Origin of the sequence: Gilliamella sp. B3022 (assembly GCF_028751545.1) — a bacterium.
Taxonomy (GTDB): domain Bacteria; phylum Pseudomonadota; class Gammaproteobacteria; order Enterobacterales; family Orbaceae; genus Gilliamella.
Genome location: NZ_CP071867.1, coordinates 1374919 through 1395618, shown reverse-complemented (window position 1 = coordinate 1395618; position 20700 = coordinate 1374919). Strand labels below are relative to the sequence as shown.

Sequence of the window (20700 nt, the reverse complement as noted above, 5' to 3'; positions counted from 1 at the left end):
AGTAGTTAAAATTCAACTACACCTACGGTCTTGGACGGGGTCTGGTTAAGGCCAGACACCAACCGATTCTTATTGTTTAATTAACAAAGGTAATTAAACCGTTGCATTTAAAGTTGCTTGATCAATAGCAACTCCAGCACCCATTGTAGTAGAAAGGCTAACTTTCTTCACAAATACACCTTTAGAAGAGGCTGGTTTTGCTCGTTTTAAAGCAACAAGTAATGCTTCTAAATTTTCTTTAAGCTTCGCTGCATCAAAGTCAGCTTTACCGATAGTTGTATGGATAATACCATTTTTATCATTACGGTAACGAATCTGACCAGCTTTAGCATTTTTAACAGCTTCTGCAACATTAGGCGTTACAGTACCAACTTTAGGATTTGGCATTAAACCACGTGGTCCTAAAATTTGACCTAATTGACCAACAACACGCATAGCGTCTGGTGATGCAATAACTACATCAAAATCCATTTCGCCCTTCTTGATTTGATCAGCTAGATCATCCATTCCAACTAGTTCTGCGCCAGCTTCTTTAGCTGCTTCTGCATTTGCACCTTGAGTAAATACAGCAACGCGGACACTACGACCAGTACCGTGTGGAAGTACAATTGCACCACGTACATTTTGATCTGATTTACGTGAATCAATACCTAAATTAACAGCAACATCAACACTTTCTGTAAATTTAGCTGTTGCAAGTTCTTTCAATAAAGCAATAGCTTCATTAATCTCATATTGTTTAGTCGCATTCACTTTTTCGCGGATAAGTTTAGCTTTCTTAGATAATTTAGCCATTAATTAACCCTCCACTTCCAAGCCCATTGAACGAGCAGTTCCTTCAATAGAACGCATCATTGTTTCAATGGTAGCACCATTCATATCTGCAGCTTTTAATTCAGCAATTTCGCGAATCTGAGCACTCGTTACTTTACCTACTTTTTTCTTGTTTGGTTCACCAGAACCAGACTTAATTTTAGCAGCTTTTTTTAATAAAACCGCAGCAGGAGGAGTTTTAGTTACAAATGTAAATGAACGGTCAGAATATACTGTAATAACAACAGGAATAGGTAAACCTTTTTCCATGCTTTCAGTTTTTGCATTAAATGCTTTACAGAATTCCATAATATTAACACCATGTTGACCAAGTGCAGGACCAACTGGCGGACTAGGATTCGCTGCACCAGCTGCAACTTGCAACTTGATGTAAGCTTGTACTTTTTTTGCCATTTTTAATTTTCCTTTTCTCGGGTGCAAACGCCTCTATTAATAATAGCTATTAATAAATAGACAGCTCCCCTAAGTTAAATGAGGGCGAAATTATCCTATAACTTAAAACAAAAATCAAGATTTATTTAAAACCGGATAAATGAAAAGCAGAACCACTAGTTCTGCTTTCTTGCCATCAAATTATAGTACGTTAATTGCATTAAGTTCTTTAAATGCAAGCTCTAAACGTGCAACTAAAGAATCTTGACCTTTACGTAACCATACACGAGGATCGTAATATTTTTTATTTGGAGCATCAGGACCTTCAGGATTACCTAATTGTCCTTGTAAGTAAGCTTCATTTGCTTTGTAGTAATCTAAAATACCAGCCCAGTTAGCCCATTGTGTATCAGTATCAATATTCATTTTGATAACACCATAGTTTACCGCTTCTGCAATTTCTTCTGGAGTAGAACCAGAACCACCATGGAACACAAAGTTCAATGATTTTTCAGGTAGATTAAACTTTTCTGATACATATTTTTGTGAATTATCGAGAATTTTTGGCGTTAATTTAACGTTACCTGGTTTATAAACACCATGTACGTTACCAAATGAAGCAGCAATAGTGAAACGAGGACTAATTGCACTCAAACGTTCATAAGCATAAGCAACATCTTCTGGTTGAGTATAAAGTGCTGAACTATCCATATGGCTATTATCAACACCATCTTCTTCACCACCAGTACAACCTAATTCTAATTCTAATGTCATTTTCATTGCCGACATACGAGCAAGGTATTGACAACAAATATCAATGTTATCTTTTAATGTTTCTTCTGAAAGATCGATCATATGAGAAGAAAACAATGGTTTACCTGTTTTAGCAAAATGAGTTTCGCCAGCATCAAGTAATCCGTCAACCCAAGGCAGTAATTTTTTCGCACAATGGTCAGTATGTACAATAACAGGTACGCCATATTTTTCTGCTATTAGATGAACATGTTTAGCACCAGATACAGCACCTAACACTGCACACTCTTGACCTTCAAGTTTTAAACCTTTACCTGCGATAAATTGTGCACCACCATTGGAAAACTGAACAATAACAGGAGACCCCACTTTAGCTGCGGTTTCAATAACTGCATTGATTGTATTTGTATCAACACAGTTCACCGCTGGTAGCGCAAAATTATTTTCACGTGCAATTTGGAACACTTTTTGAACATCATCACCAGTTACTACGCCAGGTTTAACGACATCAGAAATTTTTGTAACCATTTTATTACCTATAAATTTATTAATATAAAAAGTAGTAAGGATGAGTAATTAGCTCATCCTTACTTTTAAACTATAATATTATGCTTTTGCTCTTTCTTCTAACATTGCAACGGCTGGAAGTTTTTTACCTTCAACGAATTCTAGGAAAGCACCACCGCCGGTTGAAATATAAGAGATTTTATCTTCAATACCGAATAAATCAATTGCCGCTAATGTATCACCTCCACCGGCAATTGAAAAACCTTGGCTATCAGCAATTGCCTTGGCAACAATTTCAGTACCACGACGGAAATTAGGGAATTCAAATACGCCTACCGGGCCATTCCATAGGATTGTTTTTGCATTCTTGATAATATTTGCTAATACTTCTGCTGATTTATCTCCCAAATCAAGAATTTGTTCATTTTCTTTAACGTCTTTCACTGATTTTTCAGTTGCGGTAGCTGTTTCACTAAATTCAGTGGCAACTCGTACATCAGTAGGCACAGGAATTTCACAGTTAGCCATTAATTTTTTAGCTTCAGGAATTAAATCGGCTTCGTAAAGTGATTTACCAACATTATAACCTTCCGCTGCAATGAAAGTATTAGCAATACCACCGCCAACAATAATTTGGTCGGCAATTTTTGAAAGTGAATCAAGAACAGTTAATTTAGTTGATACTTTTGAACCGGCAACAATGGCAACCATTGGTCTTGCAGGGTTATCAAGCGCTTTACCTAAGGCATCTAACTCAGCAGCTAATAATGGACCTGCACAAGCAATAGGTGCAAATTTACCAGCACCATGAGTCGAAGCTTGCGCACGATGAGCTGTGCCAAACGCATCCATTACATAAATGTCGCAAAGTGCAGCGTATTTTTTAGATAAAGTTTCATCATCTTTACCTTCACCGACATTAAAACGAACATTTTCAAGAACAACTAATTCGCCCTCTTTAACATCCACGCCATCAAGGTAATCTTTTACTAAACGAACAGGAAAAGATACATGTTCTTTTAAATAATCAACAACTGGTTGTAATGAAAATTCTGGGTTATACTCGCCTTCCGTTGGACGACCAATATGAGAAGTAACCATTACTTTAGCACCTTTCTTGATCGCTTCTTCAATAGTCGGTAGTGATGCCTTAATTCGCGCATCAGAGGTTACTTTACCATTTTTAACTGGCACATTAAGATCTGAACGAATAAATAAACGTTTTCCATTTAGATCAAGATCTTGCATTCTAATAATAGACATGTGACTTCCTCTTATAAATATCAATATAATAAAATTGTGACTATTCTAACATAAAATTTTCTTTTAGGTTACAACCATTATTGCTCATATACTGAACATCTGTCGGAAATAAAAAATTTGTTATCTTAGTAAAAATTTTTATACAACAGCATTGACAATAGGCAGAAAATCAGGCATATTTTGCCGCCTTATTAATATGTAATTTTTATCTAAACTTGGGAGTTGACTTTGGCTAATATCAAATCAGCTAAGAAACGTGCGGTTCAATCCGAAAAACGCCGTAAACATAATGCTAGTAACCGTTCAATGATGCGTACTTATATTAAAAAAGTTTACGCAGCTGTTGCAGCTGGTGATAAACAAACAGCTGAAGTGGCATTCAAAGACATGCAAGCAGTTGTTGATCGTCAAGCGGCTCGTGGCTTAATCCACAAAAATAAAGCTGCACGCCATAAAGCGAATTTAATTAAGCAGATTAAAGCATTGGCTTAATGCCATTATCTGTTAACTATTGCAGTTAGAAAGAATAATAAAAAGTGGTGTAAGCCACTTTTTTTATTTGTATACTAATCCGTTATTCGATATTAATAAGAGAGTATATTGTGGTTCAGCGTGATTATGTAAGAAAAAAGAGCCGATCAAAAAAAAATAACTCACGAAATAAGCCTAATTTAATGATATTTTTGGCCATTATTATCATTATTCTATTTTCTACTATTCTCTATTATATTGTGAATAACAAACCAACTCAATCTGTCAAACCCCCAAAAGTAAAAACACAACCTCCGGCAATAACATTACCTGAACGGCCACAAGAACGTTGGACTTATCTTAAAGAGTTAGAAACTCCCAATGCTAGTTATGGTTCAAGATCAATCGCGAGTGAACGACAACAAATTTTAGATAGTTTTGTTAATAACTCACGTCCAGTGGCGCCGACTAAAAATAATAATGTAACCAAACAAGAAATTCCCACATCTACAACTACGCAAGATTTTAGTACTTCAAATAAATGGATATTGAAATGTGGAGCATTCAAAGATAAAGCTAATGCTGAAACCCTTAAAGCGAGAATCGCGATGATTGGCATCAGTGGTAATGTATCTTCAGGTCAATTATATCGAGTCACAGCGGGGCAATATACAAATAAAAATGAGGCAAATAAGGCATTAAACTCATTAAAAAATAATGGGATTAATGATTGTATTATTTCTAACTAAAAAGAAAAATATGAAATCATTCAAAAATATACAGTTATTCACTAAAATGTTATGGTTGCGTATCAATCAAGACCGTTTAACCACGTCTTCTGCTGGATTAGCTTATACAACAATCCTTGCTTTAGTGCCACTTATTACTGTTATATTTTCTCTACTCTCTGCTTTCCCTATGTTTGATGAGGTCAGTTTTTCATTAAAAAAAATAATTTATAACAATCTGGTTCCTACCGCTAGTGACACTATCGAAAATTACTTAGAACAATTTATTGGCAATACCAAAAAAATGACCTTTATGGGTATAATTGGTCTAATAGTTACATCGCTTTTATTAATCAATTCAATTAATACCGCGCTAAATCACATATGGAAAACCAAAAAAAAGCGATCATTCATGTACAATCTAACGATGTATTGGACGATATTAACTTTAGGTCCTATTTTAGCAGGTTCAAGTGTTGCAATAAGTTCATATATATTTTCATTAAAATGGCTTTCTACTGCTGCACCGGGTAACTTTCTACTCAGTACCCTACCTTTTTTTATATCTGTGGCTGGTTTTTGGCTGCTTTATAGTATTATTCCAACTGAATCTGTGCCTTTCAAAGAGTCCATGGTCGGAGCCATTGTTGCAGCGATTTTATTTGAACTAGGAAAACGAGCATTTGCTCTATATATAACTTCATTCCCAACTTATCAACTTATTTATGGGGTTGTATCATCAATTCCCATTATGTTGGTTTGGATCTATTTTTCTTGGTGCATTGTTTTGTTTGGTGCCGAATTTGCAGCAACTTTAACTGACTTTAATCGCAAAAAGCACATAGTTGAAAATCAATCATTACCAGAGTAATTATTTTATGATCGCCTTAATTCAACGCGTTAAACAAGCTAGTGTTACTGTTAATAATCAAATTATTGGACAGATTAATCATGGATTACTAGTATTATTAGGTATAGAAAAAGAAGATAACGAGCAAAAAGCAATACGTTTATGTGAAAAAGTACTAGGGTATCGAATCTTTAGTGATAGTGAAGGTAAAATGAATTTAAATGTTACTCAAACTAATGGTGATCTTTTAGTTGTTTCTCAATTTACACTTGCAGCCGATACGCATAAGGGAATGCGCCCTAGTTTTACTAAAGGTGCAAAACCCGAGGAAGCCAATAAACTATACCAATTTTTTATTGAACAGTGTAAAAAGCAAATTAATACACAAACAGGACAATTTGCAGCTGATATGCAAGTTTCTTTGATAAACGATGGACCAGTGACATTCTGGTTAGAGGTCTAACCAGAATCGTAATATTAAATATTATGTCCCCATGTAGAAACATAATATTTATAGTTGTTTATTTATTGAAGGTTTTTTAACATTTCTATTTCTGAATGATTTTCAACCAAACCTAATTTATTCAGTTTGTTAACATAAAATTGTTTTACATCACTCCATAGGTAATAAGGATAGATATCTGATTTTACAGGTAAATGTACTTCTCGTTCATTTAGCAATACTTTAATCAAAATAGGTTGATGGGTTTGCTTGCTTTTATAAAAAAGCCATTGAATGTTTGCTCCCATAGGAATAATTTTATCTGCTTTCCATACAGTAGGATAATCAAATAGTGTTTTAGTAACATTAGCAGAACCTTCAATTTCAAGTAAAGTGGCTAATGGCGAAATCGTTTCAGCATGTGCAAAGCGCAAATTAGCATCCACATTATTATCTTTTATTGCCTTATCGGCAGAATGAATCATATCCCATAATAATGGTGCAGCAATTTTAATTTGAATACCTGTATTATTAAAGGCAGGGCCTATCTGCAAATAATTTTTTGCAGTAACAACCGTGTTATACCATTCCTTTTGTTCTGATGAAAAATAACGGTCTAATTCAAGATGATTATCCGTTAAAACTTGTGGCGAAAAAGCCTGTAATTCTTGATACAATTGGTATATTGCAATAACAAAATCTGATGTTTTTACTGATGCATCCTCAGATACCTCTAACCCTTTTTTTAATTTATTTAAAAAAGATTTCTTAAAAATGCCTTTGGCAACTTGTTTACTCATCTGTTCGGTTCGAGAAGCATACTCAATCGATTTCACAGCATTTTTAACGGTCTGACTTTTTTTATATTCACTATAAGCGGGAGAATACTCAAAAAAGCGTAATAATGTTTGTTCATTATCTGGTTGTTGAACAACATGAATATTGGGATATTTAACTTTAAAAGATTTAATAAAAATTTCTGCTGTCTCTTTTGCTCTAGGAGAGCTAGTTGAAATAACTTCAATTTTTTGTCCTTTAAATACCGATGGATTATTTTCCAACATCCGTCTACTGATCAAACTAATGTCTGTGCGACCCAGATTAGTGAGCTGACCATAGTGGTTCTGATTTAATTGCTTAATGATAATGAGTTGACTTAGTAGATCTTTTCCTGAATTGGTCAATTGGTGCTGACTATCAGCCAATGATAAAATGTGATAAGCAAGATCCTCATGCTTTGACTTACTGATATAGCGAGAACCATGGCGTCCAATATGATCAATATAAAAAGCTTGATAGCCTGTGGGAGCAGAAGTAAGAATTTGTTTAGGATCGTATGGATAAGCTGTTTTGGAACCAGCGATCACATAGGGTTGAGCAAAACTTAATGAAGTAAAGGTAAATAAAAAAACTGTTAATAGCTTACGAGAACCCAGTATAATCATATTTGTATCTCCATTTAGATACTAATCAAGATTAAGATAAAAAACGGTCAATAAATGCCTTAAATAACAATATCCGTTTCATATATTAACACAGCAGACCCACTAAACTTGATTAATAGTAAAATTTTACGATAAAAGATGATTATTTTTATAACACTCTTTTATTTTTTGTAAAAAAGATTATCTTATTAGGCACTCAAAATAACTTCCATTTTATTAATTAAAAATAATGAAATTATATGGCCTTTCTGGCACCAAAATTAGCTGTGCATTTATTTCAGCATGTATAAGTACCCCTTATAATACAACTCGTTTTTTTAAAGACTTAATTGCAGGGATAACCGTTGGTATTATTGCTATACCACTAGCAATGGCTCTTGCAATTGCCAGTGGAGTTCCGCCACAACATGGGCTTTATACCGCAATTATAGCTGGTCTTGTTATTGCTCTAACGGGAGGATCACGTTTTAGTGTATCCGGACCTACAGCCGCATTTGTAGTTATTTTATATCCAGTATCATTACAATATGGTATATCCGGATTGTTAATTGCAACATTATTATCAGGTGTTTTTCTAATATTAATGGGCATGATTCGATTAGGACGATTAATTGAATATATTCCATTACCTGTCGTATTAGGTTTTACCTCAGGCATTGCTATTACCATCGCCACCATGCAAATTAAAGATTTCTTTGGTTTAACTCTTGAACATATGCCTGAAAGTTATATAAGTAAAGTTATTGAATTAGCTAAGACTTTACCATCCATTAATATTGCAGATACAATTGTCGGAATGGTAACACTGATTATTTTAATTGTATGGCCAAAATTTCGAGTAAAAATATCCGGTCATCTACCAGCTTTGGTTGCAGGTATTATTATCATGTTTATTTTAAATCAATTCGGCTTTCAAATTGAAACCATAGGCTCAAGATTCACCTACACACTTGCTGATAATACTACCGGTCGTGGTATTCCTTCAGTACTACCTGAATTTGTTTTACCATGGGAAAATGCTGAATTTAATTGGGATTGGACGACACTTTCAGCTTTACTTCCGATTTCACTTACTATGGCAATGTTATGTGCCATTGAATCACTGCTTTGCGCTGTAGTATTAGATGAAATGACCCACACTAAACATCACTCAAACAGCGAACTGATAGGTCAAGGTTTAGGCAATATTATTGCTCCATTTTTTGGTGGTATTTCGGCTACTGCTGCTATCGCACGTTCAGCTGCGAATGTTAAGGCTGGTGCTACATCACCTATCGCAGCAGTCTTACATTCATTGGTAGTATTACTTGCTCTTATTTGCTTTGCACCACTTTTATCTTATATTCCACTATCAGCAATGGCTGCTCTGTTATTAATAGTAGCATGGAATATGAGTGCTGTGCAGCGGGTAATATATATCATCAAATGTGCACCTAAAGATGATATTTTAATTATGTTTATCTGTATGACACTGACCGTATTGTTTGATATGGTTATTGCAATTACACTTGGAATAGTACTGGCTTCCATATTATTTATGCGTCGTATTGCTAGAATGACTCGTTTAGTTGAACTAAATCGGAGTGATAATAAAACTTTAATTTTACGTGTTAATGGACCACTGTTTTTTGCTGCTGCAGAAAAAACTTTTGCTGAGCTTTATAAAAAAATTAACGGTTATGAGCATATTATATTACAATGGGATGCCGTACCAATTCTTGACGCTGGCGGACTTAATGCCTTAATACATTTTATTGATGAATTGCCAGAACACGTTGATTTATCAATATGTGAGTTGCAATTTCAGCCATTAAAAACATTAGCTCGCGCAAAAATTGTACCTATCCCCAATAAACTAATGTTCTTCTCAACATTAGATGAAGCATTGAAGGATAAAGAGTAGTTTCATCGTAGTTTTTATGTTATTTAATAAGTAAGTAGTAAGATCTGTGGTACATCTAAAAATACTACAGATCAGCAGTAATCATTACCTCCGCGATCTTTCTTTTCTATTGCTAACTATGATTAGCAATTCTACGATCAGAAAGATGTTTTATTTAAATGTAAACTTAAATATAAAAGTAGGAAAATAATATGATATGTGATGAAAATAACGTTCAATATATAAAACAAAAATCCAATTGGTTAATTGTAGTAGGCATTATTTTAATTGTATTAGGGTGTTTAGCCTTAGGTTATCAATTAATTGCAACTGTTTTTTCTGTCTATTTTATTGGTGCATTAATTTTAATAGCAGGAATTGCACAAACAATAAATTCATTTAACCTCAAAGGTTTTGGTCAAACGGCATTATGGACAATAATAGGTATTTTATACATTATTGTTGGCTTAATATCTTTTTTTCGACCGATTGCGGTTTCATCAGCTTTAACTTTAGTGATCTCCATCTTGCTGATTATGAGTGGCTTTACGCAAATTTTTGCTTCTTTTAGTAATCGAAATTTACCACGTTGGGGATGGGTACTCACTTCTGGTATTATTACCCTAATTTTAGGTTTGATGATTATTACTGGCTGGCCATATGATAGTCTTTGGGTATTAGGAATGTTTTTAGGTATAGACCTTATATTCCAAGGTTTTGCATATGTAGCTATTGGTTTTGCAATAAAAAACTGATAGTTTAATACTAACGGGTTGCTTAAATTGCTATTGATCCAATTTAAGCTACCCTTATCTATTGTAATAACGAAATCGCATCAATTAAATAATTAAAATTAACAATATTAAAATTTAAAAACTTTTATTTATAACTTTTATTTGTTCTAGCTTTTACTTCTTTCATGGTTTGTAAAATTCGATGATAATTATCTAACCTTGATGGTGCAATTTTGCTATCTTTCACAGCTTGTTGTAATAAGCAACCTGGTGTATCGAGATGATTACAATCTCGAAACTGACATCCCCCTAAATAGTCATCGAACTCTCTAAAGCCACTAATTACCTGTTCTGGCTCCAGATGCCATAAACCAAACTCACGAATACCTGGCGAATCAATAATATCACCTCCGTTTGGTAGATGATAAAGTCGAGTTGAAGTAGTAGTGTGCTGCCCCAATCCGGATAATTCGGAAATATCTCCAGTAATAGCTGATTGTGATTGATGCGGTAATAATAAATTAATAATACTTGATTTTCCCACACCTGATTGCCCAACTAAAATGGATATTTTATTCTGTAAAAGAGCTTGTAACGCAGCAATACCATGGTGATTGTGACAAGAAACATATAAAACTTGATAACCAATATTTTTGTAAATAGTTAATTGTTCTTCAACTTTTGCTCGTTGTTGATCACTCAGTAAATCGGTTTTATTTAAAACAATGATTGGCTCAATATCGGTTGCTTCGCAAGCCACCAAATAACGATCAATAATATTAAGTGATAATTCAGGTAAAACAGCTGAAATAATTATTATTTGATCGACGTTAGCAGCAACAGGTTTAACTCCATCATAAAAATCAGGGCGAACTAACTCAGAATGCCTTACATGAACCGCCTCAATAATACCATTGGTATTAGGCTCCAAACTTTCACGCCACACGACTTTATCACCTGTCACTAATGATGGTAAAGTACGCCGAATACTACAGCGATAAATGTGTCGTGAGTTATCTTCAACATCAGCTGTCTTCCCAAAACGACTTATCACCACACCATCACGTGGTGATGAAAAATTTAACAGACTTTCATCTTGTTTGGTTTCTAATCGTTGTCGGTGTTTAGCCTCAACACGTCTTTTTTGATTTTTGGATAGTTGATTTTTTGCCACAGTCACTAATTTTTGCTAAAACAGTTTGACAGTTATGCTACACTACTCGGCATCAAAAAGAAAATTTCTATAACAAATTATGACCACACAATTACAAATTAACAGTAGCAATCTCATTTGGATCGATCTTGAAATGACTGGTCTAAACCCAGAAACCGATCGTATTATTGAAATTGCAACTATCGTAACTGATTCTAATTTAAACATTTTAGCTGAAGGTCCCGTTATTGCCGTTCATCAATCCGACGAACGATTAGCCTTAATGGATGATTGGAACAAAAATACCCACGGCAAGTCAGGTTTAATTGAACGAGTACGCCAAAGTAACGTTAATGAACAACAAGCCGAACAACTAACCATCCAATTTTTAAAACAGTGGGTACCTATAAATAGCTCACCAATTTGCGGAAACACTATTGGGCAAGACCGCCGTTTTCTATTTAATTATATGCCTAATTTAGAGAGTTATTTTCATTATCGCTATTTAGATGTTAGTACCATAAAAGAATTAGCGAAACGATGGAAACCTGAAATTTTAAAAGGATTCACAAAACGAAGTACTCATCAAGCACTTGATGATATTCGTGATTCTATTGCAGAGCTTATTTATTATCGCCAACATTTTTTTAACCTTAAGGACTGATGGATATGCAACGGATTTATACCATTTTACTCTATCTTATTCAGCCATTGGTATGGATAAGATTACTTTGGCGTAGTTACAAAACACCAGCATATCGTAAACGTTTGCTTGAGAGGTATGGTTTTTGCAAAAATAAAGTGAAGGAAAATGGCATTTTAGTTCATGCAGTATCTGTCGGTGAAACCATTGCAGCCGTTCCGCTTATTAAAGCTTTACAACAACAATATCCTGATTTACCCATTACCGTCACAACAATGACACCAACGGGATCTGAGCGAGTTAAATCATTACTAAAAGACAGTGTAAGCCATGTGTATTTACCATATGATTTGCCGTGCGCTATTAGGCGTTTTTTGCAAAGAATCCAACCTAAGTTAGTTATTATTATGGAAACCGAAATTTGGCCTAATTTTATTAGCCAATGCCATAAGTACGCTATCCCTTTAATTATTGCTAATGCTCGCTTATCCGAACGCTCAGCTAACCGTTACAGTAAACTAGGCACAAGCATTAAACATTTATTAGCTAAAATTAGCATGGTTGCGGTACAAAATAAGCAAGATGGTGAACGCTTTCTATCACTAGGCCTACCCAGTGATCATCTAACCGTAACTGGCAGTATCAAGTTTGACATTAATTTAACGACTGAGCAACAACAAAAAATTGCTGAATTAAAACAAAAATGGCAATTAAATCGTCCCGTTTTTATTGCAGCTAGTACTCATGATGGCGAAGATGAGATCATCCTAAAGGCATTTAAACAATTATTGCTGTATAATCCAGATTTATTATTAATCTTAGTACCCCGCCATCCTGAACGTTTTAAAATAATTGAAAAACTAATTAAAAATAGTCAATTTAACTATATAACTCGTAGTTTAAACCAAATACCAACAGTTCAAACTCAAGTGGTTTTGGGTGACACCATGGGTGAACTATTAGAACTTTATAGCATGGCAGATATTGCTTTTGTTGGCGGTAGCTTGGTCGATCATGGAGGACATAACCCTTTAGAACCAGCCTTGCATCATATTCCAGTTATTAGTGGTAAATATTTTTTCAATTTTAAACTTATTTGCGAGCAATTAATTGCTGCAAAAGGAATGATTATTTGTGACAGCACAGCTGAATCTTTATACTTAGTTGTAAACAATCTATTGAATAATAAAACAGAAAGCCAACAAATTGGTGAAAATGCCTATCAAGTATTAAAGAAAAATCAAGGTGCACTAGATAGGCTTGTTAGTATTATAAACGGTTATCTTTGTTCAAAATAAGGTTACTTATGAATAAAACACAAGGGTTATTACTGGTTAATATTGGGACACCTAACACAGCCACGCCTGATGCAATAAAACAATACTTAATTGAATTTTTACTTGATAGGCACGTAGTGGATTTGCCTGCTTTCTTTTGGTATCCAATTTTAAAATATCGAGTATTACCTAAACGGGTGCCTTATATTATTAATCATTATAAAAAAATTTGGATAAATGATTTATCACCATTGATGCATTACAGTCAACAACTGTGCGAGAAGTTACAACAGGCTTTATCTAATATTCATTGCCAATTAGCCATGACCTATGGCGAGCCGAATCTTCAATTTGCATTAAATAAATTACAATCATGTAACAAAATAACAGTATTACCATTATTTCCTCAATATTCGACTACGACAACATTATCTGTACTGGATAAAATAAAAACAATTGAATCCTCTCAATCAATACCCAATAATATTCATTACATCCGTGATTATGCTGATCATCCCAGTTATATTAATGCTCTATATTTACAGATTAAACAAGCGTTTGAAGAGCAAGGGAAGCCTGATGTATTAGTACTGTCTTATCATGGAATTCCCGAACGTTATATCCACAAACGCAAAGATGATTACATAGAGCGTTGCCAAATAACCACATTATTGTTAATTGAAAAATGTAAAGCTCATGGCATTAATCTTCCCATTGAAATGGCTTATCAATCTAAATTTGGCAAAGGAAAATGGGTTACACCAAATACCAGCGATTCGCTGGAAAAACTAGCGCATAACGGCGTTAAATATGTACATGTTATTTGTCCTGGATTTTCTGTAGATTGTATTGAAACTATTTACGAAATTAATGAAGAAAATCGAGAACTATTTTTACATGCTGGTGGTGAAAAATTTCATTATATTCCAGCATTAAATGATTCTAATTTACAAATTAAATTAATTAAAGATCTTATAAACTATACTTAAACGTATAGTTAATCTAAAACTTTTTGACAAAAATAAAAAATGGGGCTAAAAAGAAATTAATTATTGCTTTAAACCTTTAATACTTTGTTTTCAATTGTGCAACTGATTAATATTGAGTCACTATCTACAGCGTATACATTTTATAACCTATGATAGGATTGTCAATATTGAGAATCTGAGCCCTAAGGAGAAAATTAGATGAAAATAATCATCATTGGCGCTCAAGCTGCTGGAGCGAGTGCTGCAGCTAAAGCCAAAAGAATGAACCCCAATGCTACCATTCGTATTTATGAAAAAACTGACATCGTATCGTTTGGGGCTTGTGGTTTACCCTATTTTATTGGTGAGCATTTCACTGATGCTAATGAAATGATATCCCGTACACCACAACAATTCCAACAAGATGGCATTGAAATAAAAACATTTCACCAAGTCGTCGCTATTGATAACATACAAAAAAAATTAACAATTAAAAATATCAATACAAATGAGTGCTTTGATGATAATTATGACAAATTATTAATTGCTGTTGGTGCAAGTCCTATTATTCCAAATTTTACAAATCATCAATTGAAAAATATTTTTACTTTACGAGATCTTGATGATGGTTTAGCAATTAAACAAACATTATCCGATCCTAAAGTAAAACATGTTATTGTAGTAGGTGCAGGCTTTATAGGGCTTGAAATTGCCGAATCATGTGTAGCTTTGAATAAGCAAGTTAAACTAATTCAGTTAGATGATAGAGTCCTGATCGATGCATTCGATGAACAAATTACCGACATTATTGCAAAGAACATCAAACAACATTGTGATTTGCATCTACAAGAACAAGTACAGGGCTTTATTGGAGAAGAGCACGTCACACACGTAATTACCAATAAAAATACGTATCTTGCTGATATTGTTATTATTGCAACTGGTGTGAAACCAAACAGTGAAATTTATCAAAATATTGGTCTTAATACGTTAGCAAATGGCGCTATCATTACTGATAGCTATGGACAAACCAACCTTTCTGATATTTATGCAGCGGGTGACTGTGCAGCATTACATCATAAAGTCAGCAAAGCTTTAGTTTACATTCCTCTTGCTACAGGTGCAAATAAACTGGGGAAAGTAGTGGGCGAGAATTTAGGAGGAGGACAGAGTGAATTTCCTGGAACCATCGGTACATCAGCATTTAAGGCGTTTGATATTGAAGCTGGACGAACTGGCTTAACTGAAAAAGAAGTCCAAAAAGCGGGTATTGCATATAAAACCGTTGTAGTTAGGGATAAAAATCACAGTAATTATGTTGCCGGACAAACTGAGATAACGGCCAAAATCATTTATCACGCTGATAGCCGTATCATTTTAGGCGGTCAAATCGTGGGTGGTAGTGGTGCTGTTTTACGAGTGAATACGTTAGCTACTGCCATATGGGCAGAGATGAAAATTGATGAATTAGCAATGATGGACTTTCTGTATGCGCCTCCATTTTCAAGACCCTGGGACATTTTAAATATTGCAGGTTCAATAGCTAAATAATACAAATTATCTTACTTGATACAAAAATCAGTTCATCAAAATTAACTAAGATTATTAATATGATTTTATTCGATGATTAAATTATCACAATAAAGAGGCAATTATGTCAGATCCCATTTTTCAAGGAACTTTTTTTGAAAAGTTCCTATCAATTACACACTATCAAACTTTAATTGGTATTGGACTACTACTAGTTTGTTTTCTAGGGGTGATGAAACCACTACAGGACAAAAAAGTTAATTTTTCTATTCGAATGTTAGTTGGATTAATACTGGGTGCCGTGCTAGGTTTAGGTATACAAAGTGCAGCAGGATTCCCAGATAGATCAACTCTTTGGATGCAAGAGACGGCCACATGGTATGGTCTTTTTGGGCGTGCTTTTATTGCCTTTATTCGTATGTTAGTCATTCCCTTGATATTTGTCTCAATTGTAAAAGTTATTATCGATTTTTCGGGTAAAAAAAATCTCCCACAAATCGCATTTAGAGGGATATTCTGGTTACTATTTACCACTGCGATTGCTTGTATAGTCGGTATTGTTTTGGCTAATTTGTTTGAATTAGGAAAGATCAGCTCTACAACTATTCACCAAGCTCAAGCTAAACAGTACACTAATATTATTGATACATTTGTAAACCTTATTCCAAGTAATATCATTGCATCAATGGTTAAAGAAAATATTGTTGGATTAGTTATCTTTTCTGCTCTTATGGGACTTGCTGCCAATCGAATGGAAAAGAAAAGTCCTCAACCTATTATCCTTTTTAAAACTTTTATTGAAGCACTTTATAAAATTGTGATGTCAATTGCGATGACTATCATTAAATATATGCCATATGCAGTGATCGCTCTTCTTGCCAGAACTATTATTTCCAATGGTATACCTGCAATTGTTGAAGTATCAGGTTTTGTTGCTGCTATCTACACGGCCACTTTAATCATGTTAATTGTACATGTTTTAATTGTTATGATTCACGGCATATCACCATTTATGTATATTAAAAAAGCGATGGGAACGTGGTTATTAGCCTTTACCAGCCGCTCGTCAGTCGGTACATTACCTATGACTATCTCAACTTTAACAGTACGTATGGGAGTAAATACCGGTACAGCAAATTTAGTCTCATCACTTGGTAGCACTATGGGTATGAATGGCTGTGCTGGTTTCTTTCCAGCGTTGCTTGCCGTTATGGTTGCGCATATGGTAGGTATAGATACTAATTTTCAATTTTATATTATGCTAGTAATTGTAGTTGTGATTGGATCTATTGGCATTGCTGGGATACCTGGTACAGCAACAGTTGCTGCAACAGTAGTTTTATCTGGTATGGGCATGGCTGAATACTTCCCATTAATTGGTATGGTTTTGGCTGTCGATCCAATCATTGATATGGCACGAACCCTAGTCAACGTATCTGGGTCAATGACTGCCGCTGTCGCTACCGATCGCGAAGTGGGACTTATGGATATGAATACGTTCTATAATCCAAATATTACTCTTGAAAATGAACAGTCGGATGTTTAATACAAGTAAAGAATATACAGAATGAAAAGGACGCTTAAAGCGTCCTTTTTTGTGATCAAAAATTAATGTTTAAATTGTCTTTAACCATGCAGTAACATCATTACCTAAGCTTTTATGACGCATTGCGTATTGTACAAAGGTTTGTACATAACCCAATTTATTACCACAGTCATGACTTCGACCTTTAATACAATATGCATCTACAGGATCTTCTTCAAGTAACATTGCAATCGCATCAGTGAGCTGAATTTCACCACCCGTACCTAATGGTGTTTTCGCAAGTAAAGGCCATATTTTTTCTGATAAAACATAGCGTCCAACTACTGATTGATTGGATGGTGCTTCTTCCACTGATGGTTTTTCAACGACACTATACATTTGTCTTACATCCCCAGCAGACAATTCTTGACCATGACAATCGACAATACCATAAGAAGAAACTAATTCTTTCGGTACCGGCTCTACCATAATTTGGCTATGCTTAGTCTCATGATAGTTATTAATCATTGCTGCTAAATTATCTTTTGTTAGATCGCTTTCATACTCATCAATAATTACATCTGGTAGCACGACCGCAAAAGGTTCATCGCCAACCAAAGGATAAGCACATAATACGGCATGACCAAGCCCTTTGGCTAAACCTTGACGGACGCTGGTTATTGTAACATGTTTAGGTAAAATACTTTGTACTTCTTGTAACAGCTGACGTTTAACGCGCGCTTCTAACATTGCTTCTAATTCAAAACTGGTATCAAAGTGGTTTTCAATGGAATTTTTTGATGAGTGGGTAACAAAAATGATCTCAGTAATGCCTGCTGCAATACACTCTTTTACTACATACTGAATAAGTGGTTTATCAACCACTGGTAACATTTCCTTAGGAATGGCTTTAGTAGCAGGTAACATTCGCGTACCAAGACCGGCAACGGGGATAACGGCTTTCTTGACGTTTCCATTCAAAGTTGATTCAAAACTTAATGACATGTTATTTCCTTAAAAAAATTAGCAGATAATACACTATTGCAACAGTGTGTTATCTCTATGCCATATTAACAACATGTATTTTCAACCCTTAATGATTTTATGACTTCAACATATAGGGAATCAAAGAACATGCATGAATAATTGCCTTTGTAAAATTTCATATATTACGTTGATTCAATATCAAATTGTAATAAACGATGAAAAAATTGAAATCTAGCATCGTAAAGGCAGTATTAATAATCTTTACTGTATAATTGAAATTCTAGGGCTAAATTATCAAAAATTAAATAAGAAAGTGAAATAAATTTTGTTAATATGCTTGATACTATAATTATCAATTCAATCTATATTGCTATTAGTGTTTTTTTTATAAAATATTTCATCTATTTACATATTGATACATCGTTAGATTCAATTAATGTAAGATTATCCCTGTCTTTAACTAAAGAATCAATAGCAATATAAATAATCTCAAAATCGCTTGCCTTACTACAAATTTCGCTTTGCGATCACGTGCTTCTTTTTGCGTGGGACTCATATAAAGATCTTCATAGCCATCATCATATAATATCACTCTATCTAGTAAGGACTGTGCTCGCCAAAATGTTTGTTTTGGATAATCACGAATCTCAATATTTCCCGTGAATTTACCTTTCATGCCAGCATAACTTGCTGGTAAGTGTTTACTTTGTCGACTTTGGGCAATATAAATATGCTGATAATTTGATATGTTTGATGGTAAAGGATTTAATACAAATTCTGTATTAATCATACTTGAATAATGACAGTTTTTCATTGTTAAAGGTGCAGTTCGAAAATTTAACGAACCGCACCCAGTAAGTAAAAACATATAACTACTAAAATATATCTCATTTTACTTTTGACAATTTATAACTTTATTTATTGTCTTTATTATAATTTATCACTAACTTTTTCTGCTGTTTTTGATATAGTCTTACCACCAGATTGGACATCTTTACCTACACCATTAACTGTATTACATCCAACAATGAGAGTTGTCATTGCAATACCGAAGACTAGCATTAACATATTACGTAACATAAATATTCTCCTTTTTGTGACTTGATTATTTTAATGTAGCAAATGCTTCCGCCACACGATGAATATTATGGTGATTTAGACCCGCCACACACATTCTTCCACTGCCCACCAAATAAACAGCAAAATTATCTTTTAATTGTGTGACTTGTTGTTTACTAAAACCAGTATAACTAAACATCCCACGCTGTTTTACTAAATAATCGAAATTTCTATCTGGAACTTGTTTTTTTAACAAGTTAACTAATGTAGAACGCATCGCCACAATACGATTTCGCATTGATTCGACTTCCTTGAACCAATTTGCTTTCAAATCGGGATCATTTAACACGTAACTGACTAATTGGGCACCGTAAGCCGATGGGCTAGAATAGTTTCGACGGACAGTTGCCTGAAGTTGCCCTAATACATGACTCGCTACTTCATGATTTTCACATAACACAGATAACCCCCCAACACGTTCACCATAAAGTGAAAAAGTTTTCGAAAACGAGTTACTTATAAAACCACAAAGACCAACTTCCGCAGCTTTTTTAATTGCGTAACTGTCACTTTCAATACTTTCGCCAAATCCTTGATAAGCAATATCCATAAATGGAATGAGATCACGATTTTTCAATACTGCAATTATTTTATCCCACTGTCTCTGTGTTAAATCAGCCCCAGTAGGATTATGACAACAAGGATGAAGTAATACAATGCTTCTAGCTGGCAATTGTTCTAATGTCTCAAGCATTGCATCGAATTTGACTCCACATGTTTGTGAATCAAAATAGGGATAGGTATTTACTTTAAAACCAGCACCACTAAAAATAGCGATATGATTTTCCCATGTTGGATCGCTAACCCAAACTTGTGAATTAGGGAAGTAACGATATAAAAAATCAGCGCCTATTTTTAGTGCGCCTGACCCACCCAATGTTTGTATCGTTGCAATACGTTTATCTTTATAGGCTGAATGTTCTTCACCAAATAGTAATGACTGAATTGCTTGGCAATAAGAGGATAAACCGCTCATCGGTAAATAGAGTTGCGCACCTTTTTGATTGTGATAAATATAATCACGAGCATTTTTGATACACTCTAATTGAGGTACTACACTATTTTCATCATAATAATAACCAATACTTAAATTAGTTTTACTTTCACGATGATCATTATTAAATTCAGCGACTAATGATAAAATTGGATCCCCAGCATAGGACTCTACTTTTTCAAACATATTACAACCTAATTGACACAATAACTAATAGCTGTAG

General features: G+C 34.3%; 21 protein-coding genes. 11 read left to right on the top strand and 10 right to left on the bottom strand.

Annotated features, from left to right (window positions below):
- Window positions 1-93 precede the first annotated feature (93 nt).
- The 4 genes from rplA to pgk all read right to left on the bottom strand — a co-directional run bounded on the left by rplA (window position 94) and on the right by pgk (window position 3729).
- The gene (gene rplA, locus J4T76_RS06315) at window positions 94-795 is read right to left on the bottom strand and encodes a 50S ribosomal protein L1 (RefSeq protein WP_065603964.1); all 702 of its coding nucleotides are present in this window, start codon (window positions 793-795) and stop codon (window positions 94-96) included.
- 3 nt (window positions 796-798) lie between these two features.
- Window positions 799-1227 carry a 50S ribosomal protein L11 gene (gene rplK / locus J4T76_RS06310; protein ID WP_034884321.1) on the bottom strand — a complete coding sequence of 143 codons (429 nt, stop codon included), beginning with the start codon at window positions 1225-1227 and terminating at the stop codon, window positions 799-801.
- A gap of 180 nt (window positions 1228-1407) precedes the next feature.
- A complete protein-coding gene (fbaA, locus tag J4T76_RS06305) occupies window positions 1408-2487 on the bottom strand; it encodes a class II fructose-bisphosphate aldolase (RefSeq protein WP_267341263.1) in 1080 nt (359 codons plus the stop codon).
- Between the two features lie 78 nt (window positions 2488-2565).
- On the bottom strand, window positions 2566-3729 hold the full coding sequence (gene pgk / locus J4T76_RS06300) for a phosphoglycerate kinase (RefSeq protein WP_267354968.1): 1164 nt from the start codon (window positions 3727-3729) through the stop codon (window positions 2566-2568).
- Window positions 3730-3957: 228 nt separating this feature from the next.
- Here pgk and rpsT point away from each other — a divergent pair, with 228 nt between their 5' ends.
- The 4 genes from rpsT to dtd all read left to right on the top strand — a co-directional run bounded on the left by rpsT (window position 3958) and on the right by dtd (window position 6241).
- Window positions 3958-4221 (top strand): 30S ribosomal protein S20, encoded by a 264-nt coding sequence (gene rpsT, locus J4T76_RS06295; RefSeq protein ID WP_025316521.1) that lies wholly within the window; start codon window positions 3958-3960, stop codon window positions 4219-4221.
- A 110-nt stretch (window positions 4222-4331) separates the two neighbouring features.
- A complete protein-coding gene (locus tag J4T76_RS06290) occupies window positions 4332-4949 on the top strand; it encodes an SPOR domain-containing protein (RefSeq protein ID WP_267346013.1) in 618 nt (205 codons plus the stop codon).
- A 10-nt stretch (window positions 4950-4959) separates the two neighbouring features.
- Window positions 4960-5799, top strand: coding sequence for a virulence factor BrkB family protein (locus tag J4T76_RS06285; protein ID WP_267346012.1), 840 nt, complete (start codon window positions 4960-4962; stop codon window positions 5797-5799).
- A gap of 7 nt (window positions 5800-5806) precedes the next feature.
- Complete coding sequence (dtd, locus tag J4T76_RS06280; RefSeq protein ID WP_267341259.1) at window positions 5807-6241, top strand: D-aminoacyl-tRNA deacylase; 435 nt, start codon at window positions 5807-5809, stop codon at window positions 6239-6241.
- Window positions 6242-6303: 62 nt separating this feature from the next.
- Here the strand turns inward: dtd and J4T76_RS06275 are convergent, their stop codons facing one another.
- Window positions 6304-7665, bottom strand: a complete 1362-nt coding sequence (locus J4T76_RS06275) for a histidine-type phosphatase (protein WP_267341257.1) — start codon at window positions 7663-7665, stop codon at window positions 6304-6306.
- 229 nt (window positions 7666-7894) lie between these two features.
- Here J4T76_RS06275 and dauA point away from each other — a divergent pair, with 229 nt between their 5' ends.
- Entirely contained in the window at window positions 7895-9568 is a 1674-nt protein-coding gene (gene dauA, locus J4T76_RS06270; RefSeq protein WP_267341255.1) for a C4-dicarboxylic acid transporter DauA, read from the top strand.
- 191 nt (window positions 9569-9759) lie between these two features.
- Entirely contained in the window at window positions 9760-10302 is a 543-nt protein-coding gene (locus J4T76_RS06265) for an HdeD family acid-resistance protein (protein WP_267341254.1), read from the top strand.
- Window positions 10303-10426: 124 nt separating this feature from the next.
- On the opposite strand, the gene rsgA is transcribed toward J4T76_RS06265, so the two are convergent.
- Window positions 10427-11455 (bottom strand): small ribosomal subunit biogenesis GTPase RsgA, encoded by a 1029-nt coding sequence (gene rsgA / locus J4T76_RS06260; RefSeq protein ID WP_267346010.1) that lies wholly within the window; start codon window positions 11453-11455, stop codon window positions 10427-10429.
- A 79-nt stretch (window positions 11456-11534) separates the two neighbouring features.
- On the opposite strand from rsgA, the gene orn reads away from it, so the two are divergent.
- The 5 genes from orn to J4T76_RS06235 all read left to right on the top strand — a co-directional run bounded on the left by orn (window position 11535) and on the right by J4T76_RS06235 (window position 17398).
- The gene (gene orn / locus J4T76_RS06255) at window positions 11535-12098 is read left to right on the top strand and encodes an oligoribonuclease (protein WP_267354970.1); all 564 of its coding nucleotides are present in this window, start codon (window positions 11535-11537) and stop codon (window positions 12096-12098) included.
- A gap of 5 nt (window positions 12099-12103) precedes the next feature.
- Window positions 12104-13375 (top strand): lipid IV(A) 3-deoxy-D-manno-octulosonic acid transferase, encoded by a 1272-nt coding sequence (gene waaA / locus J4T76_RS06250; RefSeq protein ID WP_267341250.1) that lies wholly within the window; start codon window positions 12104-12106, stop codon window positions 13373-13375.
- Between the two features lie 8 nt (window positions 13376-13383).
- A complete protein-coding gene (gene hemH / locus J4T76_RS06245) occupies window positions 13384-14343 on the top strand; it encodes a ferrochelatase (protein WP_267341248.1) in 960 nt (319 codons plus the stop codon).
- 198 nt (window positions 14344-14541) lie between these two features.
- The gene (locus tag J4T76_RS06240; protein ID WP_267341246.1) at window positions 14542-15873 is read left to right on the top strand and encodes a CoA-disulfide reductase; all 1332 of its coding nucleotides are present in this window, start codon (window positions 14542-14544) and stop codon (window positions 15871-15873) included.
- A 103-nt stretch (window positions 15874-15976) separates the two neighbouring features.
- Window positions 15977-17398, top strand: a complete 1422-nt coding sequence (locus J4T76_RS06235) for a cation:dicarboxylate symporter family transporter (protein ID WP_267341245.1) — start codon at window positions 15977-15979, stop codon at window positions 17396-17398.
- A 69-nt stretch (window positions 17399-17467) separates the two neighbouring features.
- Here J4T76_RS06235 and galU read toward each other — a convergent pair whose 3' ends face one another.
- From galU to J4T76_RS06215, 4 genes are all read right to left on the bottom strand, one after another.
- Window positions 17468-18382: a UTP--glucose-1-phosphate uridylyltransferase GalU gene (gene galU / locus J4T76_RS06230; RefSeq protein ID WP_267341243.1), complete on the bottom strand. Its 915-nt coding sequence runs from the start codon at window positions 18380-18382 to the stop codon at window positions 17468-17470.
- A gap of 442 nt (window positions 18383-18824) precedes the next feature.
- Complete coding sequence (locus J4T76_RS06225; protein ID WP_267356033.1) at window positions 18825-19232, bottom strand: hypothetical protein; 408 nt, start codon at window positions 19230-19232, stop codon at window positions 18825-18827.
- A gap of 62 nt (window positions 19233-19294) precedes the next feature.
- Window positions 19295-19444 carry an entericidin A/B family lipoprotein gene (locus J4T76_RS06220; protein WP_267341241.1) on the bottom strand — a complete coding sequence of 50 codons (150 nt, stop codon included), beginning with the start codon at window positions 19442-19444 and terminating at the stop codon, window positions 19295-19297.
- A gap of 25 nt (window positions 19445-19469) precedes the next feature.
- Complete coding sequence (locus J4T76_RS06215; RefSeq protein WP_267346004.1) at window positions 19470-20663, bottom strand: amino acid aminotransferase; 1194 nt, start codon at window positions 20661-20663, stop codon at window positions 19470-19472.
- Window positions 20664-20700 lie beyond the last annotated feature (37 nt).